This window comes from Eggerthella sp. BIOML-A4 (assembly GCF_009875575.1).
Lineage (GTDB): Bacteria > Actinomycetota > Coriobacteriia > Coriobacteriales > Eggerthellaceae > Eggerthella > Eggerthella lenta.
Genome location: NZ_WWRX01000005.1, coordinates 275,219 through 292,811 on the forward strand (window position 1 = coordinate 275,219; position 17,593 = coordinate 292,811).

Annotated in this window: 16 protein-coding genes; 15 read left to right on the top strand and 1 reads right to left on the bottom strand. The window is 67.5% G+C overall.

The window, feature by feature from the left end; translation table 11 throughout:
- Positions 1 to 16 precede the first annotated feature (16 nt).
- The 5 genes from GT613_RS06640 (at position 17) to GT613_RS06660 (ending at position 5,086) form a co-directional block, all read left to right on the top strand.
- Positions 17 to 991: a CPBP family intramembrane glutamic endopeptidase gene (locus GT613_RS06640; protein WP_161171141.1), complete on the top strand. Its 975-nt coding sequence runs from the start codon at positions 17 to 19 to the stop codon at positions 989 to 991.
- 181 nt (positions 992 to 1,172) lie between these two features.
- Complete coding sequence (locus GT613_RS06645; protein WP_161171142.1) at positions 1,173 to 1,904, top strand: amino acid ABC transporter ATP-binding protein; 732 nt, start codon at positions 1,173 to 1,175, stop codon at positions 1,902 to 1,904.
- A gap of 8 nt (positions 1,905 to 1,912) precedes the next feature.
- On the top strand, positions 1,913 to 2,737 hold the full coding sequence (locus GT613_RS06650; RefSeq protein WP_021410318.1) for a transporter substrate-binding domain-containing protein: 825 nt from the start codon (positions 1,913 to 1,915) through the stop codon (positions 2,735 to 2,737).
- Positions 2,730 to 4,424, top strand: coding sequence for an amino acid ABC transporter permease (locus GT613_RS06655; protein WP_021410315.1), 1,695 nt, complete (start codon positions 2,730 to 2,732; stop codon positions 4,422 to 4,424). Before GT613_RS06650 ends, GT613_RS06655 begins: the two co-directional genes overlap by 8 nt.
- Positions 4,424 to 5,086, top strand: coding sequence for an amino acid ABC transporter permease (locus GT613_RS06660; protein ID WP_009304731.1), 663 nt, complete (start codon positions 4,424 to 4,426; stop codon positions 5,084 to 5,086). Before GT613_RS06655 ends, GT613_RS06660 begins: the two co-directional genes overlap by 1 nt.
- Positions 5,087 to 5,454: 368 nt before the next feature.
- Here GT613_RS06660 and GT613_RS06665 read toward each other — a convergent pair whose 3' ends face one another.
- Positions 5,455 to 5,922, bottom strand: coding sequence for a hypothetical protein (locus GT613_RS06665; RefSeq protein WP_086414712.1), 468 nt, complete (start codon positions 5,920 to 5,922; stop codon positions 5,455 to 5,457).
- Between the two features lie 259 nt (positions 5,923 to 6,181).
- Between GT613_RS06665 and GT613_RS15750 the strand changes: the two genes are divergently transcribed.
- The 10 genes from GT613_RS15750 to GT613_RS06715 form a co-directional block, all read left to right on the top strand.
- Entirely contained in the window at positions 6,182 to 6,340 is a 159-nt protein-coding gene (locus GT613_RS15750) for a helix-turn-helix domain-containing protein (protein WP_021410371.1), read from the top strand.
- Positions 6,341 to 6,541: 201 nt separating this feature from the next.
- Positions 6,542 to 9,091: a DNA topoisomerase I gene (locus GT613_RS06675; RefSeq protein WP_161171143.1), complete on the top strand. Its 2,550-nt coding sequence runs from the start codon at positions 6,542 to 6,544 to the stop codon at positions 9,089 to 9,091.
- Between the two features lie 115 nt (positions 9,092 to 9,206).
- Positions 9,207 to 10,130, top strand: coding sequence for a malate dehydrogenase (mdh, locus tag GT613_RS06680; RefSeq protein ID WP_021410374.1), 924 nt, complete (start codon positions 9,207 to 9,209; stop codon positions 10,128 to 10,130).
- A 200-nt stretch (positions 10,131 to 10,330) separates the two neighbouring features.
- Positions 10,331 to 11,122, top strand: a complete 792-nt coding sequence (locus GT613_RS06685; RefSeq protein ID WP_086414710.1) for a nitroreductase family protein — start codon at positions 10,331 to 10,333, stop codon at positions 11,120 to 11,122.
- Positions 11,123 to 11,125: 3 nt separating this feature from the next.
- A complete protein-coding gene (locus tag GT613_RS06690; RefSeq protein WP_015760417.1) occupies positions 11,126 to 12,304 on the top strand; it encodes a winged helix DNA-binding domain-containing protein in 1,179 nt (392 codons plus the stop codon).
- Between the two features lie 330 nt (positions 12,305 to 12,634).
- A complete protein-coding gene (locus GT613_RS06695; protein ID WP_114550390.1) occupies positions 12,635 to 13,699 on the top strand; it encodes a fumarate hydratase in 1,065 nt (354 codons plus the stop codon).
- A complete protein-coding gene (locus tag GT613_RS06700; RefSeq protein ID WP_009304722.1) occupies positions 13,692 to 14,237 on the top strand; it encodes a fumarate hydratase C-terminal domain-containing protein in 546 nt (181 codons plus the stop codon). Before GT613_RS06695 ends, GT613_RS06700 begins: the two co-directional genes overlap by 8 nt.
- A 40-nt stretch (positions 14,238 to 14,277) precedes the next feature.
- Positions 14,278 to 15,012, top strand: a complete 735-nt coding sequence (gene tmk / locus GT613_RS06705) for a dTMP kinase (RefSeq protein WP_114552392.1) — start codon at positions 14,278 to 14,280, stop codon at positions 15,010 to 15,012.
- 4 nt (positions 15,013 to 15,016) lie between these two features.
- Complete coding sequence (gene holB, locus GT613_RS06710) at positions 15,017 to 16,168, top strand: DNA polymerase III subunit delta' (RefSeq protein ID WP_114552391.1); 1,152 nt, start codon at positions 15,017 to 15,019, stop codon at positions 16,166 to 16,168.
- Positions 16,146 to 17,593, top strand: a 1,448-nt coding sequence (locus GT613_RS06715; RefSeq protein WP_161172567.1) for a regulatory iron-sulfur-containing complex subunit RicT, incomplete at its 3' end; no start/stop codon positions are given. The genes holB and GT613_RS06715, both read left to right, overlap by 23 nt.

The following is a 17,593-nucleotide window of genomic DNA, read 5'->3' on the forward strand; positions in this document are numbered from 1 at the left end:
AGAAAGAAGGTTGGTCATGAAGATGATTTTCAAGAACAAGCATGGCATGGTGCGATCCGGATGGATCATCGCGCTGTGCATGGCCGCGTTCTACGCTCTCGGCTATGCGTTCTCCGCCCTGCTCATCGATGCTTTGCGCATGATTCTTGATGCCGCCAGCCTCGATGTTGCGTCATACGATGCGCTCGTCGATTGGATGAGCGCATCGGTGTTGCCCGTTGCCCTGCAGTTCTTGACGGAGGGCATCATGCTGGCCGTCCCCTTGGCTGCGTGGAGGATCATGAGGTATCGCTGGGAAGACCTCGGCCTCCGTGATTTTCGCGCCCGGTTCAAGAAAGACGGCGTTGTCGGGATGGCGCTGGGTTTCGCGGCGTGCAGCGCCATCTTCCTGCTGCTGCTCGCCACCGGCAACGTGGTAGTCGAGGGGGTCAATTCGCCGTTTTCTCTCTCGCTTTTCGCCTGGGCGCTCGTGTTCGTTGCGGTGGGCATCGCCGAAGAGGTCATGAATCGCGGGTTCATCATGTCGGTTTTGCGGAGGACGAACAGCAGGTTCCTGGTGATCGTCGTGCCGTCGCTGATCTTCGGGTTGATCCATCTCACCAATCCGAACGTCACCTTGCTCTCGGTCGTCAACATCGTATTGCTTGGGATCGCCCTTTCCCTCATGTACTACAAGTCGGGCAATGTATGGATGTGCATAGGGTTCCATATCGCTTGGAACCTGTTCCAGTCGGTCGTGTACGGCATGCCGGTGAGCGGCTTGGATGTTCCCGCGTTCCTGGTGAGCGCCTACCCGGTTGGAAACCTGCTCAACGGGGGCGGTTTCGGCATCGAGGGCGGCGTGCTCACCACTGTTGCCGCCGTGTCCGTCATGGCGTTCACCCTTTTCTATTACCGCACGTCCGAGTATCGTTTCTTCGGCGACCACGCGAATGCGCCGCAGAGCCCGGCGGCGGTCGGGCAGGACGAGGAGGCTCCCGCGATTCGATAGGAGGCGCGGACCGGTTTCGTATGGAACGCGACCGATTCCGCTATCGTCAAGCTCCCGTAACCTTCCTGCCATCTGGGATGATGGGGCGCATGCTAGACTGAACGATGCATGTTGTCACTGTCAGTCGACCGCGGCGCCCCTCGAAGATCGCGGCCTGGAACCTTTACGGGAGGCGTCAAGCGTGGCTCAAGCGATCACGGTTACGGACATTCGCAAGAACTTCGGCGCGGTCGAGGCGCTTAAAGGCGTTTCGCTCGATGTGGCCGAGGGAGAGAAAGTCGTCGTCATCGGGCCGTCCGGCTCGGGCAAAAGCGTGCTCATCCGTTGCATCAACGGTCTTGAGGTGCCCGATTCGGGCACGGTGGTGGTCGAAGGCATGAACCTGTCGGGCCGCAAGGTGAACGCCCGTGCGCTGGCTCGCGACGTGGCCATGGTGTTCCAAAGCTACAACCTCTACCCGCACAAGACCGTGCTCGAGAACGTGACGCTGGCACCCATCAAGGTGCTGAAGGTGCCGCGCGAGCAGGCCGAGCGCGACGGGCACGCCTATCTGGAGCGCGTGGGGCTTTCCGACAAGGTGGACAAGTACCCCGACCAGCTCTCCGGCGGGCAGCAGCAGCGCGTGGCCATCGCCCGCGCCCTCAACATGCACCCCAAGATCATGCTGCTGGACGAGCCCACGAGCGCGCTCGATCCCGAGATGGTGCAGGAGGTGCTCGACGTCATCAAGTCGCTGGCCGAGACGAACATGACCATCGTCATGGTCACTCACGAGATGGGTCTGGCGCGCGAGGCGGCCGACAAGGTCGTATTCATGGAGAACGGCCTGGTGGTAGACCAGGGCACGCCCCATTACCTGTTCGATGAGACTGACAACGCTCGCGTCAAGAGCTTCCTGTCGAAGATCCTGTAGGCTCGGCCATGATCACGAGAAGAACGTTCATACGCTCCTCGGCGCTGGTTGCGGCGACGCTCGTGCTGGGCGGGGCGACGGGCGGCCTCGCCGGTTGCGCCGGCGGCGCAGACGTGCTGCGCGTGGGCACGAAGATCGACGTGCCCGGCTTCGGCTTCCAGAATCCCGAGACGGGCAACATCGAGGGTATGGAAGTGGACATCGCGCGCGAGCTGGCGAAGCGCATCAAGGGCAGCCCCGACGCGCTCAAGGTGACCGGCGTGAACGTCACCACGCGCGGCGCGATGCTGGACAACGGCACGCTCGATGCCACGCTGGCCACGTTCACCATCACCGAGGCGCGCAAGAAGAGCTACAACTTCTCGCGCCCGTACTACACCGATCACATCGGCGTGCTGGTGAAGAAGTCGTCGGGCATAACCGATCTGGCGGATCTCGACGGAAAGACCGTGGGCGTGGCGCTGTCGGCCACGACGCGCGACAAGCTGACCGCCGCCGGCGACGAGATCGGCATCCACATGAACTTCGCCGAGTACTCGACGTATCCCGAGATCAAGATCGCGCTGGTCACCGGCCGCGTGGACGCGTTCTCGGTGGACCGCTCCATCCTGAACGGCTACGTGGACGACTCCACCATGCTGCTGGACGCGCAGTTCGCGCCCCAGGAGTACGGCGTGGCCACGAAGAAATCGAACACCGAGCTGGCCGACCAGGTTGACGCCGCCATCGGCGCTATGGCCGACGACGGCACGCTGACGGCGCTGCAAGAGCGGTGGGGGCTCTCGACCGAGACGCCCGCCGGCGAGGAAGAGGGAGGCGGGGCGCATGCTTGACATCTTCGCCCCCTACAAATGGGAGGCGCTGTTCGAGCGCTGGCCCGACATCCTCATGGCGTTCGGCACCACCGTCGGCATCTCGGTGCTCGCGCTGGTCATCGCGCTGGCGCTGGGCATCGTGTTCGGCGTGCTGTCGGTGTCGCGCATCCCCGTGCTGCGCGGCATCACCCGCGTATACGTGGAAGTGGTGCAGAACGTGCCGCTGCTTCTGCAGGTGTTCGTGTTCTACGCCATCTTCCCGCTGCTGGGCCTGTCGCTGGCCGCGTTCTGGATCGGGGTCCTGGCCATCGGCATCTACCACGGCGGCTACATCTCCGAGGTGGTGCGCAGCGGTATCGGTTCCATCCACCGCGGGCAGTTCGAGGCGGCGAAGAGCCAGGGCTTCTCGTACTGGCAGTCGATGTTCGTGATCATCCTGCCCCAGGCCATCCGCATCATCATGCCGCCGCTTGCCGTGCAGGCGGCCAATCTGGTGAAGAACACGTCGGTGCTCGCGCTCATCGCGGGCGGCGAGCTCATGTACTTCTCGAACTCGTTCGCGGGCGCGACGAGCTACTACGGGCCGGTGTACGTGGTGGCGGCGCTGCTGTACTTCGCCATCTGCTTCCCGCTGTCGCGTCTGGCTCTGTACCTGGAGCATCGCACGCGCTCGCATAGGCATCTGGCCACCGGCGACGCCACCGAGGCGTTGGCCGAGGATACGATGGAAGTCACGCCGGGCACGCACGACATCACCGGGCGCGCGGCGGCCGACACGATGGCGGGCGGCGTGCAGACCATGTACGGCACCGTGGACATCGCCCCGGCGCGCGTGGCGCCCTCGCCGCGCCATCCGCTGCACGCGCTTGCCGAGGACGCGCTGGAGCCGGGCGTGGCGCCGGAGGACCCGTACGATCAGACGTTCACCGGCAACCAGGCGGCCGAGATCGCCGACGAGATCGGGCGCGAGATCGCCCAGGAGATCGCCGACGAGTACGGCGACGACGAGCGGGCGGCGCGCGCCATGCGCACGAAGTCCGGGCGTTTGAAGGCGCATCGGCGCCTCGAGCGCCGCGTGGCCGCGCGGCGCGGCGTGGAAGGCGCGCGCGAAACCGGCGCGGCGGTGCCCGTTGCGCCGAGCGCCGCCGCCGAAGGCGAGCGGGACGAGCGGGCGAGTCGTCGCAGCCCCGAGGCCGACGAGGCGCTGGCTTCCCGCGCCGAGACCGTGACGAGCGACCGTATCACGCGCGACGTGAAGCGTCGCGTCGACGAAAGCGCGCGGGCGCGATCCGCGCGCGACCAGGTCCGCGATGAGGCGGAGCTGGGAGAGGAGGCTTTCTTGGATAACGACTACCTGCCGGGCGAGCTGGAGCAGCCCGATGAGCGCATCGCGCAGGTGCGCAGCCCTCGCGACGAAGCCGATCTCGATGCCGAGGCCGAGAGCGCTACGGCGCGGGAAGACCGTCGCGAGCTTCGCGAGGAGCGCCGCGAAGAACGCCGCGAGGCGCGCGAGCGGGCCGACCGGACTGGTGGTCCCCAGACCGTGCAGCCCGACGACGTGCGCCTCGACGAGGAGGCGGACCGGGCGCTCGAGGACGCCGAGGAGGCCGCCGAGACCGACGAGCGTTCCATGGACGTCGAGCGCGCCGAGCTGGCCGAGGGCGAAGAGGCGGCCACGACCGACGACGGGCGGAAGGATCGCTGATGAGCGATATCGCCGCGCTGTTCACCTGGGTCAACATGCGCTTCCTGTTGCAGGGGCTCGGCATGACGCTGCTCATATCCGCTTTGGCCATCCTCTGCTCGGTGGTGCTGGGCACGGTCATCTCGGTCATGCGCACGTCGAACGCCCGCGTGCTGCGGGGCATAGCCACCGTGTACATCGAGATATTCAAGAACACGCCGCTGTTGCTGTGGATCATGTTCACGTTCTTCGTGGCGCAGCTGCCGCCTATCGGCGCGGCCGTGCTGGCGTTCACCCTGTTCACGAGCGCGAGCGTGGCGGAGATCGTGCGCGGCGGCCTGGCCAGCGTGCCGCACGGCCAGTACGAGGCGGCGCGCTCGCAGGGCTTCTCCACCGTGCAGACGTACGTGCTGATCATCCTGCCGCAAGCGCTGCGCAACATGGTGCCCGCGCTGCTGTCGCAGTTCGTGACCACCATCAAGGACACGAGCTACCTGTGGGGCGCCATGGCGTTGCAGGAGCTCATGGGCCGCGGCATGATCCTCATGAACAGCTACAACTCCACCGCGCAGATCTTCGCCATCTTCGGCATCATGGCGCTCATCTACTTCATCGTGTGCTTCACGCTGTCGCAGATCGTCCGCGCCTACCAGCGCAGGCTGAAGGAAGCCCGCGCCGCGTAGGGAGGGTTGCACGAGCGCGTTTCCCAGCCATCCCGAGCGCAGCGCGAAGTCGAAGGATCCCCCTGCGCGTCATCCGAACGGCGTTCCGCCGACCGGGGCCGCCGCATGCGACAACAGCGGCGGCCCTATGTGCGGCAAAATCGGGCTTTTGGCAGCACGGAAACGAGCTTCTCACGGAGGCGGTCGGGCGATCAGGCGTTTTCCCGACAGCTTGGCGATCGGGCGTCTTCTCGCGGCGTTCGAAACGTGCAAACGCTGCCAAAAGTTCGATTTTGCTGCAGATCGATCCCTGGAAACGTGCGCGAGACGGAATTTGCGCCGCGCAGCGAGCCGTTCTACCCCCGCGCCGCTTGCCTTGGCTGCCGACGCTACTGCACGTAGGCGAGGTAGGGGAGGTAGGCCTGCGCGCTTTCGGGGACGGCGAGCGTGACCGTCTGGCCGTAGACCTCGACGGAGACGTAGCCGGGATCGTCGTAGGTGGTGACGGTGCCGTTGATGCCGAGGGCGTTACCGTCGATGGTGCCGGTGGCCGTGGCGGTGGAGGGCAGCGAGGCGGCTTGCCATCCGTCGATGTCGAGCTGCTCGATGGCTTGATCGACCTGGCTTTCGCTGAGGCCGGTCGCCGCGGCGATGCTCGCTTTGCTGCCCTCGAGGGCGCTCCTGGCCTTGTCCTTGAGGCCGGTCGCGTCGATGGCCGCGTTCGCGGCGGCTGCCTTCGCGTCGTTCGCCAGGTCGCTGGCGGGGCCCGATCCGGTGCCCGAGAAGGCGAACACGCCCACGATGCCTACGATGATGAGGGCGATCAGCCCGAGGAACACGCCCAGGACTCGTTTCATGCGTAACCTCCCGTATCTCGACCCAGAGGGCCGTTGCGTTCGGCGGGACGCCGCCGCTGCTGCGTTCGTGGTGCGTGCGGAGCGGGGCGGTGGGTCGTTTCGGCGGCTCATCCCTTGCGATCAAGGGTACCCGAGAACGGGACGCTTCACAAAACGCCCCCAGCATCTTCAACCCGCGGTAACGAAATCCCCATCCGATTTCCGGAAATCGAGGTGCGCCTCTCGGGCCGCATCGCGTGGGGCTCAGGGAGGGAATCGCGTGCGTTTTGCAGGCAATGCGCACGAGCTCGCGCAGCGGTGCGGCATGAAGCAGAGCGCGTTCGCCCGGCTGGAGTCCGGCAACGCCAACCCCACGCTCGAAACGCTCAAGCGCGTGGCCGAGGGTCTCGGCAAGCAGCTGCGCATCAGTTTCGTCTAGCGCGTCCGTTTTCGCCAGCTTGGCAATTTCTCTCGCGCGGCGCGGAAAATCGTGTATGCTAACACCTGCTGCGCCCGAACGGCGCGGCGCATGCGCGCTTGACGGCGCGCCCATCCCCGCACACGTTAATAAATAGGTGGGGCAACCGTGTGAACGAAGCAAGGCTGCGGGAGGCGGCCGGAAAGAACAGGAGGGAACCGCGTGAAGCTGGTGGTAACCGAGAAGAATGACGCGGCTCAGAAGATCGCCGATTTGCTTGGCGTGAAGAAACCCAAGGCGGACAAGGTGTACTCGACGCCGGTGTACCGCTTCGACGTGGACGGCGAGGAATGGGTGACCATCGGCCTGCGCGGCCACATCCTGGAGCCCGACTTCGCGCCGACGATGGTGTACAAGAAGCGCGGGGGATGGCAGGGCGTCACCGAGGAGGGCGAAACGCTTCCGGCGGAGCTGCCCGCGTCGCTGCCGAAGCCCCCGTTCAAAAAGAAGAAGCCCTTCACCGAGGACGGCGTGGAGCTGAAATCCTGGAAGATGGACGCGCTGCCGTACCTCGTGTACGCGCCCATCAACAAGCTGCCCAAGGAGAAGGAGATCATCCGCTCCCTGAAGAACCTCGCGAAGAAGGCCGACTCGGTCATCATCGCCACCGACTTCGACCGCGAGGGCGAGCTCATCGGAAGCGACGCGCTCAGCTGCATCCAGGAAGTGAACCCCACGGCGCCCGTGTCGCGCGCCCGCTACTCGGCGTTCACGAAAGAGGAGATCACGCACGCCTTCGACAACCTCGTCGAGCTCGACGTGAACCTCGCCTCCGCCGGCGCCTCGCGCCAGGACATCGACCTCATCTGGGGCGCGGTGCTCACGCGCTACCTGACGCTCGTGAAGTTCGCCGGCTACGGCAACGTGCGCTCGTCGGGTCGCGTGCAAACGCCCACGCTCGCCCTCGTCGTGGCGCGCGAGCGCGAGCGCCTCGCGTTCGTCCCCGAGGACTACTGGGTGATTCGCGGCGCGTTCGGTGCCGATCCCGACTCGTTCGAGGCCCCGCATGCCACCGCGCGCTTCAAGGCGGAGGCCGAGGCGCAGGCCGTCATGGCCCATGTGGAGGGCGCCACGCGCGCCACGGTGGCGTCCGTCGAGAAGAAGAAGCGCACCGTGCAGCCGCCCGCGCCGTTCAACACCACCTCGCTCATGGCGGCGGCGTCGGCCGAGGGCCTGAGCCCCGCGCGCACCATGCGCATAGCCGAGAGCCTGTACATGGACGGCTACATCTCGTACCCCCGCGTGGACAACACGGTGTATCCGACCTCGCTCGACCTCGCCGACACGGTGAAGGCCATCTCCGGCAACCCGGCCTACGCGCCGTACTGCAAGGAGCTGCTGGCGAAGGGCAAGCTCACGGCCACGCGCGGTAAAAAGGAGACGACGGACCACCCGCCCATCTACCCGACCGCCAAGGCCACGCCCGACGATCTGGCTCCCGCCGACTACAAGTTGTACAACCTCATCGCGCGGCGCTTTTTGGCGACGCTGTCCGAGGCGGCCGTCATCGAGGGCACGAAGGTCACCCTCGACGTGAACGCCGAGCCGTTCGTGGCGAAGGGCGACGTTCTGGTGAAGCCGGGCTACCGCGCCATCTACCCCTACGGCCTCAAGAAAGACGAGCAGTTGCCCGCGCTTTCCGAGGGCGAGACCATCGCGTTCAACGGCGCCACCTGCACGAAGAAGCAGACCGAGCCGCCCGCGCGCTACAGCCAGGGCAAGCTGATCCAGGAGATGGAGAAGCTGGGCCTGGGCACGAAGTCCACGCGCCATGCCATCATCGAGCGCCTCTACGCGGTGAAGTACTGCGTGAACGACCCCATCGAGCCCAGCCAGCTGGGCATGGCCGTGGGCGACGCGCTGGACAAGTTCGCGCCGCACATCACGCACCCCGAGATGACGGCCGAGCTGGAAGAGGAGATGGACAACATCGCCGAGGGCCGCACGACGAAGACCCAGGTGGTGGACACCAGCCGCAACCTCCTGTCCGAGCAGCTGGCCAGCCTGCTGCCGCACTCCGAGGAGGTGAAGGAGGCCCTGGCCGACGCCGTGGCCGCCGACGCCTACGTGGGCCCGTGCCCGAAATGCGGCAAGGACCTGCAGCTGCGCGCCAGCCAGAAAACCCGCAGCATGTTCATCGGCTGCTCGGGCTGGCCCGACTGCGACGTGACCTACCCGCTGCCCAAGGGCAAGGTGGAGGCCGTCCCCGAGCCGTGCCCCACGTGCGGCATGCCCCAGGTGAAGGTGACCGCCTTCCGTTCCAAGCCGCGCACTATCTGCATCGACCCGCATTGCTCCACGAACCAGGAGCCCGACGTGGTGGTGGGCGAGTGCCCGGCCTGCAAGGAGAAGGGCATCCAGGCGAAGCTGATCGCGCAGAAGAACCCGCGCACCCTGAAGCGATTCATCCGCTGCGAGAACTACGATGACTGCGGCACGGGCTATCCGCTGCCCCAGTACGGCGCGCTCACGGCTACCGAGGAGGTGTGCGAGCACTGCGGCGCCCCGATGGTGATCGTCACCACCGCGCGCGGCCCGTGGAAGCTGTGCCCCAACTTCGACTGCCCCGGCAAGGAGCAGAAGGAAGACGAGAAGGGTGCCAAGGGCGCCAAGGGGACGGCGGCCAAGAAGCCGGCGGCGAAGGCTCCCGCGAAGAAGCCCGCGGCGAAGAAAGCCCCGGCCAAGCGCGCGCCCGCCGCGAAGAAGGACTAGGCGAAAGCACGGAAGGCGTGAAGAAACCGTCCGCTTGGCCCGCCGAGAAAACACAGCGGCGGGCCAAGCGGTACAATCATGCGAAGTACGATCAACGAGCGAGGAGAGCTATCACATGCCCAAGGTAACCATCGTCGGCGCCGGCAACGTCGGTGCCACCGCAGCCCACATCATCGCGTCCAAGAACCTGGCCGACGTCGTGCTCATCGACGTGGCCGAGGGCCTGCCGCAGGGCAAGGCGCTCGACATGATGCACATGCGCAGCGTCGAGCAGTTCACGGTCAAGGTGACCGGCACGAACGACTACGCCGACACGCGCGATTCCGACGTGGTGGTCATCACCGCCGGCATCGCCCGCAAGCCCGGCATGACGCGCGAGGACCTGCTCGGCGTGAACGCCGGCATCATGAAGTCGGTGATCGGCCAGGCCATGGAGGCGTCCCCGAACGCCGTGTTCATCTGCGTGACGAACCCGCTCGACGTGATGACGACGCTGGCGTTCCGGGAGTCCGGCCTGCCCGCGAACCGTCTCATGGGCATGGGCGGCGTGCTGGACTCCTCGCGCCTCGCGTTCGCGGTGTGCGAGCAGCTGGGCTGCGCGCCGGCCGACGTGACCGCCTGGGCCGTGGGCGCGCACGGCGAGGGCATGGTGTGCTGGCCGCGCTTCACCACGGTGGACGGCACCCCCATCACCGAGCTCATGGACGAGGCGGCCGTGGCCAGCGTGGTGCAGCGCTGCGTGAAGGGCGGCGCCGAAGTGGTGGCCTTCCTCAAGACCGGCAGCGCCTACTACGCGCCCGGCGCGTCCATCGCGAAGATGGTGGAGGCCATCCTCACGGATTCGCACGAGGTGATGAGCGTGTGCGCGCACATCGACGGGCAGTACGGCATCGAGGATCTCTACATGAACGTTCCGGTGCGCCTCGGCAAGAACGGCGTCGAAGAGGTCGTGGAGTTCGACCTGAACGACGACGAGCTGGCCGCGCTGCGCGCCAGCGCCGACAGCGTGCGCGCGGGATTGGCGAACCTGCCGGAGTAGCCGATCTGCGAGACGGGGGAGGGAGCCGCGCAGAACTTCCCGCACGCGCAGCGATTGCTGCCGTACGGACTCCTCCTGTCCCTGCCGGTTGAGAGGGTCGGCGTAGATTGCGATAGTGCGGATCGGGGGAGCGTCGCTTGGGCGGCGCTCCCCGTCGTTAAGGGAGGGGTCGCGCTCCCCCTGGGAAGGAAGGGCTCAGCATGCTGGTCGAGATCGACGAGAGGTACTGCATCGGGTGCGGGCGCTGCGTGGACGATTGCGTGGGCGCGAATCTTGAGGTGGAGGGCGTCACGGCGCGCGTGAAAGGGCTCTGCATCCTGTGCGGGCACTGCGTGGCCGTGTGCCCCACCGGGGCGGTGTCCATTCCAAGCTACGATATGGCTGATGTGGAGACATGCGTGCCCGCCGGCGCGGCTGTCGATCCTCGCACCATGCTTCGGGTCGTCAAGTCACGTCGCAGCGTACGCGACTACCTCCCGAATACGATCGAGCAGGACACGCTGCGCCTCGTGCTAGAGGCGGGACGCTACACCGCCACGGCGAAGAACGCCCAAGGCTGCCGCTTCATCGTGGTGCAGGACGAGCTCGACGAGCTCAAGCGCCTCGTGTGGGACGGCATCGAGGGCATGCTGGCGCTCCCTGCCGCCGACAAGCCGCGCTGGGTCAAACTCTACAAGCCCTTCCTGGTCGACGCGCAGGCGGGGCTGCAGGACTTCCTGTTCCGCAATGCGCCCGCCGTCGCGTTCGTGGCGGCCGAGCGCGCCGACGACGCGGGGCTGGCCGCGCAGAACATGGAGCTCGTGGCAGCATCGCTCGGCTTGGGCGCCCTGTTCAACGGCTACCTGTGCCGCGCGGCCGAGGAGCTTCCCGCCGTGAAGGCGTTCCTCGAAGCGGAAAACAAGCCGCTGCAGATATGCATGCTGCTGGGCCATCCCGCCGTCTCCTACCGGCGAACCGCGCCGCGCCGCGCCGGCGACTTCGTGATGAAGTAGCGCATGAAGGTTGTAAGCGTCGAGCAGGCGCGACGGCATCGTTTGCGCGCGCATCATCTCGATCGCGCATACGGCATCGAAGACGCGGCGGAGCTTGCGGGCGCGTGCGGAATGCAGAACACGCCGCCGGGCGCATGGGAGACGGCCTTGTTCAACCGCGCGCCGGCTTGTCGCAGAGAAGATGCCGAGCGCCTGCTGTACGGGGAGAAGACGCTCGTGCAGGCGTGGAGCCTGCGCGGCGCGCCCGTGGTGTTCCCCGCGGCCGAAAGCGCGGCGTTCCTGTCGGCGCTCGTTCCGGCGAAGGGCGAGCCGTGGGCGTACACGAAGGGCATCGGCCTTGCGCTCGATGCGCTGGGCATGGAGTTCGACCGGCTGCTCGAACTGCTCGTGCGGGCGATGCCGCGCCTCGACGACGAGGCGATCGCGAGCAAGGTGGCGCTCGATCAAACGTTGGCGGATTGGGTCGAGCCGCTGCTTCCTGCGAACAAGCGCGCGGCGTGGCGACAGCCGTCGATGTACGGCAGCCCCGACAAGCAGACGGTGGGAGGAGCCGCGGTGTCGTTCTTGCTGCGCCCGTGCTCGTTCATGGGCCTCGTCGTGTTCGGCGAGCGCGCCGGCGCAACGCCCACGTTCACCTCGTACCGAAGGTGGACGGGCGGCGCGCTGCAGCCGGACGCTGACGCCGCCGCGCGCCTGGTGCGGAAGTTCGTCCATTGCTACGGGCCGACGAGGCCCGATGCGCTCGCGGCCTGGACGGGGTGCTCGGGCGCGCAGGCGCGCCGCATGTGGAAGGGCATTGCGGACGAGCTGGAGCCGGTGGAGTTCGGCGGCAAGAAGGCATGGGCGCTGGCGGCCGACCTCGATGCGCTCGCATCGGCGGAGCCGCCGGAGCGCGAGGTGCTGCTGCTTGCCGGCCACGACCCCTATCTCGATCAACGCGACCGCGCCACCTTGCAGGTCGACGTTTCGTTGCAGCGGCGTATCTGGAAGACCGTTGCGAACCCCGGCGTCGTCGTGCGCAACGGGGAGGCCGTGGGCACGTGGACGGCCAAGAAGAAGGGTGCGGGCCTGTCCGTCTCGCTGGCTACGTGGGTTGCCTGCTCCGAACAGAAGCTGCGCGACCTCGCCGAGGCCTACGCCGCCTTTCGGGGTTTGAAGCTGTTGGGCGTGAGCTTCGAGTAGCATCTCGGCTCGTCCCGAGAAACATCGCGAATGCACGGTTTCCGGACTCCATGTGCGGCAAAATCGTCGTTTTGGCACGTCGAGCTCGTTCGGAAGCCGTGTTCCGGAACACCGTCGGAACGCGAGCTGGGGTTTCGCCTGGCCGATTCCCAGAAAAAGGCGTCGAAGCCCGTCGAGACTGCCAAAACGACGATTTTGCCGCACATCGCCTTAAGGAAAGGTGCGGCGGGACGCCGGATGCGGGCGAGCGTATGCGTTCATGGGAAGATTTGCCGAAGCGATCGACGGGGGCGGGGAAGGAGTAACGTGCTTGCGGTATAATCTCTCCTTATGGAAACCATCATCACGAAATCACAGGTCGCGGACGCAGTCTACGCGGCCATCCCGAAGCTGGCCTGCGTGCTGCCGGCCGATATCGAAGCGGGGCTCGCCGTGGCGCGGGAGCTCGAGGACAATCCGCGCGGGCGCGCGGTTCTCGACCAGCTAATTGAGAACGCGGCGATCGCCGCCGAGGATCGCGTGCCTATCTGCCAGGACACCGGCACCGTGTGGGTCAGCCTCGAGATCGGACCTGACGTAGCTGTACGCGGCGACGTGTTCGCCGACGTGGACGACGCCGTTGCCCGCGCCTACGACGAGGCGCGTCTGCGCAAGTCGGTGGTGCGCGATGCCGTCCTCGACCGCGCGAACACGGGCGACAACACGCCTGCGTTCTGCGACGTCCATCCCGTGGACGAGCCGGGCGCGGCGCGGCTGCACGTTATGCTGAAGGGCGGCGGCTCGGACAACGCGAGCCGCGTGGTCATGCTGGTTCCGGGTGCCGGCAAGCAGGGCATCGTCGACGAGCTCGTACGCTGCGTGCGCGAGAAGGGCGCCAACGCCTGCCCGCCGCTCGTGGTGGGCGTCGGCATCGGCTCCACGTTCGACAAGGTGGCCGGCTTGGCGAAGCGGGCGCTCATGCGGCCTGTGGACGAGCCCGCGGCCGACGACCGCCTGCGCGCGCTCGAAGAGGAGCTGCTCGCGGCCGTGAACGCCACGGGCATCGGACCCGGCGGCCTGGGCGGCCGCACGACGGCGCTGGCCGTGCGCGTGGCCACGGCGCCGTGCCACATCGCGGCGCTGCCCCTGGCCATCAACATGGGCTGCTCGGCCATGCGCAGGATCACGGTTCCGCTGGCTTGCCAGCCAGCGGAACGGCTCGACGCTGCGGCTTCCCGCCGTACCCGATCTTCGCGCGATGCCGCAGACTTGCGTACCGAAGTACGCGGCGCCTGCGCCATCCCCCGAATCTCAGGCACTGCGGAAACCCTCGCTGACTTCGCTGAACCTGCGTCTGATCGTTCGCGCTGTGCGCGAAGCGCCGCGGATGCGGGCGAGGAGGTGCGCCATGGCTAGCGCTGATCGCATCCGCCTCGCGCTGCCGTTCGACCGCGCCGCGCTGGCCCGGTTGGAGGCGGGCGACTCCTGTCTGCTCACCGGCCCTTTGTACACGCTGCGCGATGCGGGGCACGTGCGCCTCTTGGCCGAGCTGGAAGCCGCCGGCGGAGCGCTGCCCTACGGTCTGGACGGCCAGGCCATCTTCTATGCGGGTCCCACGCCCGAAGCGGCCGGGCGCCCCTTCGGCGCGGTCGGACCCACCACGGCCAGCCGCATGGATTTCGCCGCCCCCGCGCTGCACCGCGCAGGCGTCGCGGCGACGGTGGGCAAGGGCCGCCGCTCGTCCGAGGTGCGCGATGCCTGCCGCGCGACGGGTTCCGTTTATTTCGTGGCATGCGGCGGGGCCGCGGCCTATCTGGCGAAGTGCGTGGCATCATCGGAGACGGTGGCGTACGACGATCTGGGAACCGAGGCCCTGCGCCGCATCGACGTGGTCGATTTCCCCGTCTTCGTCGGCGTCGACGTGCGGGGCCGCGACGTGTACGACCTCGTCTAGCCAGGGCATGCTTTCAAAGGGAGAGGGAACGACCATACCCGTGATACACGAATCCGCACAAGCAACCGATGCCCTGCGCGGCATCTTCATCACGTTCGAGGGCGGCGAGGGCGCCGGCAAGACGACGCATATCCGCTTTTTGTCCGAGACGCTGCGAGCGCACGGCCGCGAGGTGCTGTGCCTGCGCGAGCCCGGCGGCACCGAGGTGGGCGAGCAATTGCGCGCCGTGGTGTTGGACCCGGCGAACGGCGGCATGTCCGACGAGGCCGAGCTGCTCATCTACGAAGCCGCCCGCGCGCAGCTGATGGCGCAGGTCATCGCGCCCGCGTTGGCGCGAGGGGCCGTGGTGCTGTGCGACCGCTTCACCGATTCGACGGTGGCCTACCAGGCTTACGGGCGCGGCTTGCCGCGCATGTTCGTCGACCGCGTGAACGAGTTCGCCTGCCAGGGCGTGCATCCCGACCGCACCATCCTCATGACCACGGGCGGCGAGGCGAACGTGGGCCTCGTGCGCGCGACGCATCGGGGGGCGGCCGACCGCCTCGAGCAGGCGGGCGAGGAGTTCCATGCCCGCGTGAACGAGGCGTTTCTGGAAATCGCCCGGCGCGACCCCGAGCGCGTGCGCGTGGTGGTCTCCGACGGCAACAAGTCGCAGACGGCTGCTGCGGTGTTCGCCGAGCTGGCCGACCTGTTCCCCTGGATGGCGCAGGTCGTCGTCGACGACCCTGCCTTTTTCGACCGCCTCGACGTGAAGCGTTCGAAAGTGGAGGCGTAAAGCCGTGGCCGACGCGTTCGAGAACATCCTCGGCCAGCCGCAGGTGCGCGAATTCTTGCGCGCCACGGTGGCGCAGGGCAAGGTGAGCCACGCCTACCTGTTCACGGGCCCGGCCGGGTCGAACAAAACGATGGCCGCCTACGCGTTCGCGCAGGCCGTGCTGTGCCCGAAGGGGGCCTCCGGCCCGCGCGGAGGCAACTGCGGCGCATGCGACGCCTGCCGGCGCATCATGCGCAAGAAGCATCCCGACGTGCGCTACTTCGCGCCCGAAGGCGCGGGCGGCTATCTGGTCGAGCAGATCCGCGACATCGTGGCCGATACGTCGATGGCGCCCATCCAGGCGCACAAGAAGGTCTACATCCTCGATCGCGTCGACCTGCTGGGCGTGCAGGCCGCCAACGCGTTCCTCAAGACGCTGGAGGAACCGCCGTCGGACGTGGTGCTGATCCTGCTCGCGCGCACGCGCGAGAGCGTGCTGCCCACCATCCTGTCGCGCTGCCAGGTGGTGCCGTTCCGCACCATTCCGGCAAGCGAGGCGGCCGGCATCATCGTGCAGAACACGGGCGCGTCGCGCGAGCAGGCGCGCATGGCCGTCGAGGCCTGCGACGGCTCCATCACGCGCGCCGTGGAGTTCTTGAAGTCCAACGAGCGCCTGGCGTTCCGCGTCCGCGTGCTGGAAGTGCTGGGCTGTCTGCGCAAGGCCGACGACTGGGACGCCGTCGGGTTCGCCAGCGACCTCGTGGTGCTGGTGAAGGCGCCGCTGGACGTGGCGCGCGCCGAGCAGGAACAGGAGCTTGCCGAGAACGCGGACTTCCTGGCGAAGTCGGCCATCCGCCAGATCGAGGCGCGCAACAAGCGCCAGCTGACGGCCAAGACCTTCGAATCGCTGCGCCAGCTCACGGCCATCGTGCGCTCGTGGCTGCGCGACGTGCTGGCCGTGTGCGCCGAGACTCCCGAGCTCGTCATCAACGTGGACGCCCGCGCCTCGATCATGGAGGCGGCGGAGGCCACCGACGAGGCGCGCGCCGCCGCCGCGCTTGCGGCCGTGCGCCGCTGCGACGAGGCTATCTCGTATAATGTATCACCGGAAACGTGCATCGACGCGATGCTGTTCGAGATAAGAGAGGTGCTCTATGGTTCGCATAGCGCCGATTAACCTGTACTACAACCCGAAAACGCTCTGGTTCGACGCCGGGGACCTGGACGTGCGCGCCGGCGACGGCGTGATCGTGTCCACCGCTCGCGGCACCGAGTTCGGCCGTGCGGCCCACGACGTGTTCGAGGCCGACGAGACGCAGATCAAGAAGCTGAAAAGCCCGCTCAAGCCCGTCAAACGCATCGCGACGGACGAGGACGAGGCGCGCGCGGCCGAGCTGGAGGCGAAGAGCCGCGAGGCGCTGCCCGTATTCAAGGAGATGGCTGCCGAGGGCAACGGCGACATGCACCCCGTGTCGGTGGAGTACCTGTTCGAGGGCGACAAGGCCATCTTCTACTTCGAGGCGGAGGAGCGCGTGGACTTCCGCGAGCTCGTGCGCAAGCTGGCCGCGCACTTCCGCGTGCGCATCGACATGCGACAGATCGGCGTGCGCGATGAGGCCCGCATGGTGGGCGGCCTGGGGCATTGCGGCCAGGAGCTGTGCTGCAAGCGCCTGGGCGGCGAGTTCTGCCCCGTGTCCATCCGCATGGCGAAGGAGCAGGACCTCTCGCTGAACCCGCAGAAGATATCGGGCGTGTGCGGACGGCTCATGTGCTGTCTGCGCTACGAGTTCGACGCGTACAAGGACTTCAAGAGCCGGGCTCCCAAGCAGAACGCCACGGTGGAGACGCCCGACGGGCCGGCGAAGGTGGTGGATCTCGACGTGCCGCGCGAGATCGTGTCGCTGAAGATCATGGGCGAGAAGCCCGTGAAGGTGCCGCTGGCCGACTTCGACCCGCCCGAGGAAGGCTCGAACCGCCCGAACCGCGTAGGCGAGGAGGCGTGGCAGGACGCGACGACGGCCGACCCCATCGGATTTGCGGGCGAGTCAGCGCTGTTCGGCACCACGACGCAGCTGACCGGGCAGGACAAGCTGGCCGATCCGGGTTCCGTGCGCCGCACGGGCCGCGGCGGTCAGAAGCCGTCGAAGGGCGGCGGCTCGAACGGCGGCCGCGCGGGCGGCGGTCAGAAGGGCGGCGGCAACGGCGGCCAGAAGGGCGGCAAGCAGGCCGACGCGCAGGCGCAGAGCGCGCGCAAGCCGCGCAGGAGGCGCTCGACGAAGGTCGGCGGCGAGGGCGCTGCCGCCCCCGAGGCGGCCGAGGCTCAGAAGCGCAAGCAAAAGCAGCAGGGCGGCGGCTCGCCGAAGGGCGGGCAGAGCGGCCAGCAGCAGAAGCGCCGGTCAGGCCAGGGCGGTCAGGGCGGCAACGGCGGAGGCAAGAAGCAGCAGGGCCAGCGCCAGGGAGGCGAGGGCGCTAAGAAGCAGGGGCCGAAGGGCATGCAGCCCTCGAAGCCGCGTCCCGGCCAGAAGTCCTCGGGCCTGCGCCAGGGCCAGAAGCCGCAGCAGCCGCGCCAGGACAAGGCGCCCCGCCCCGAGCGCTCGGGGCG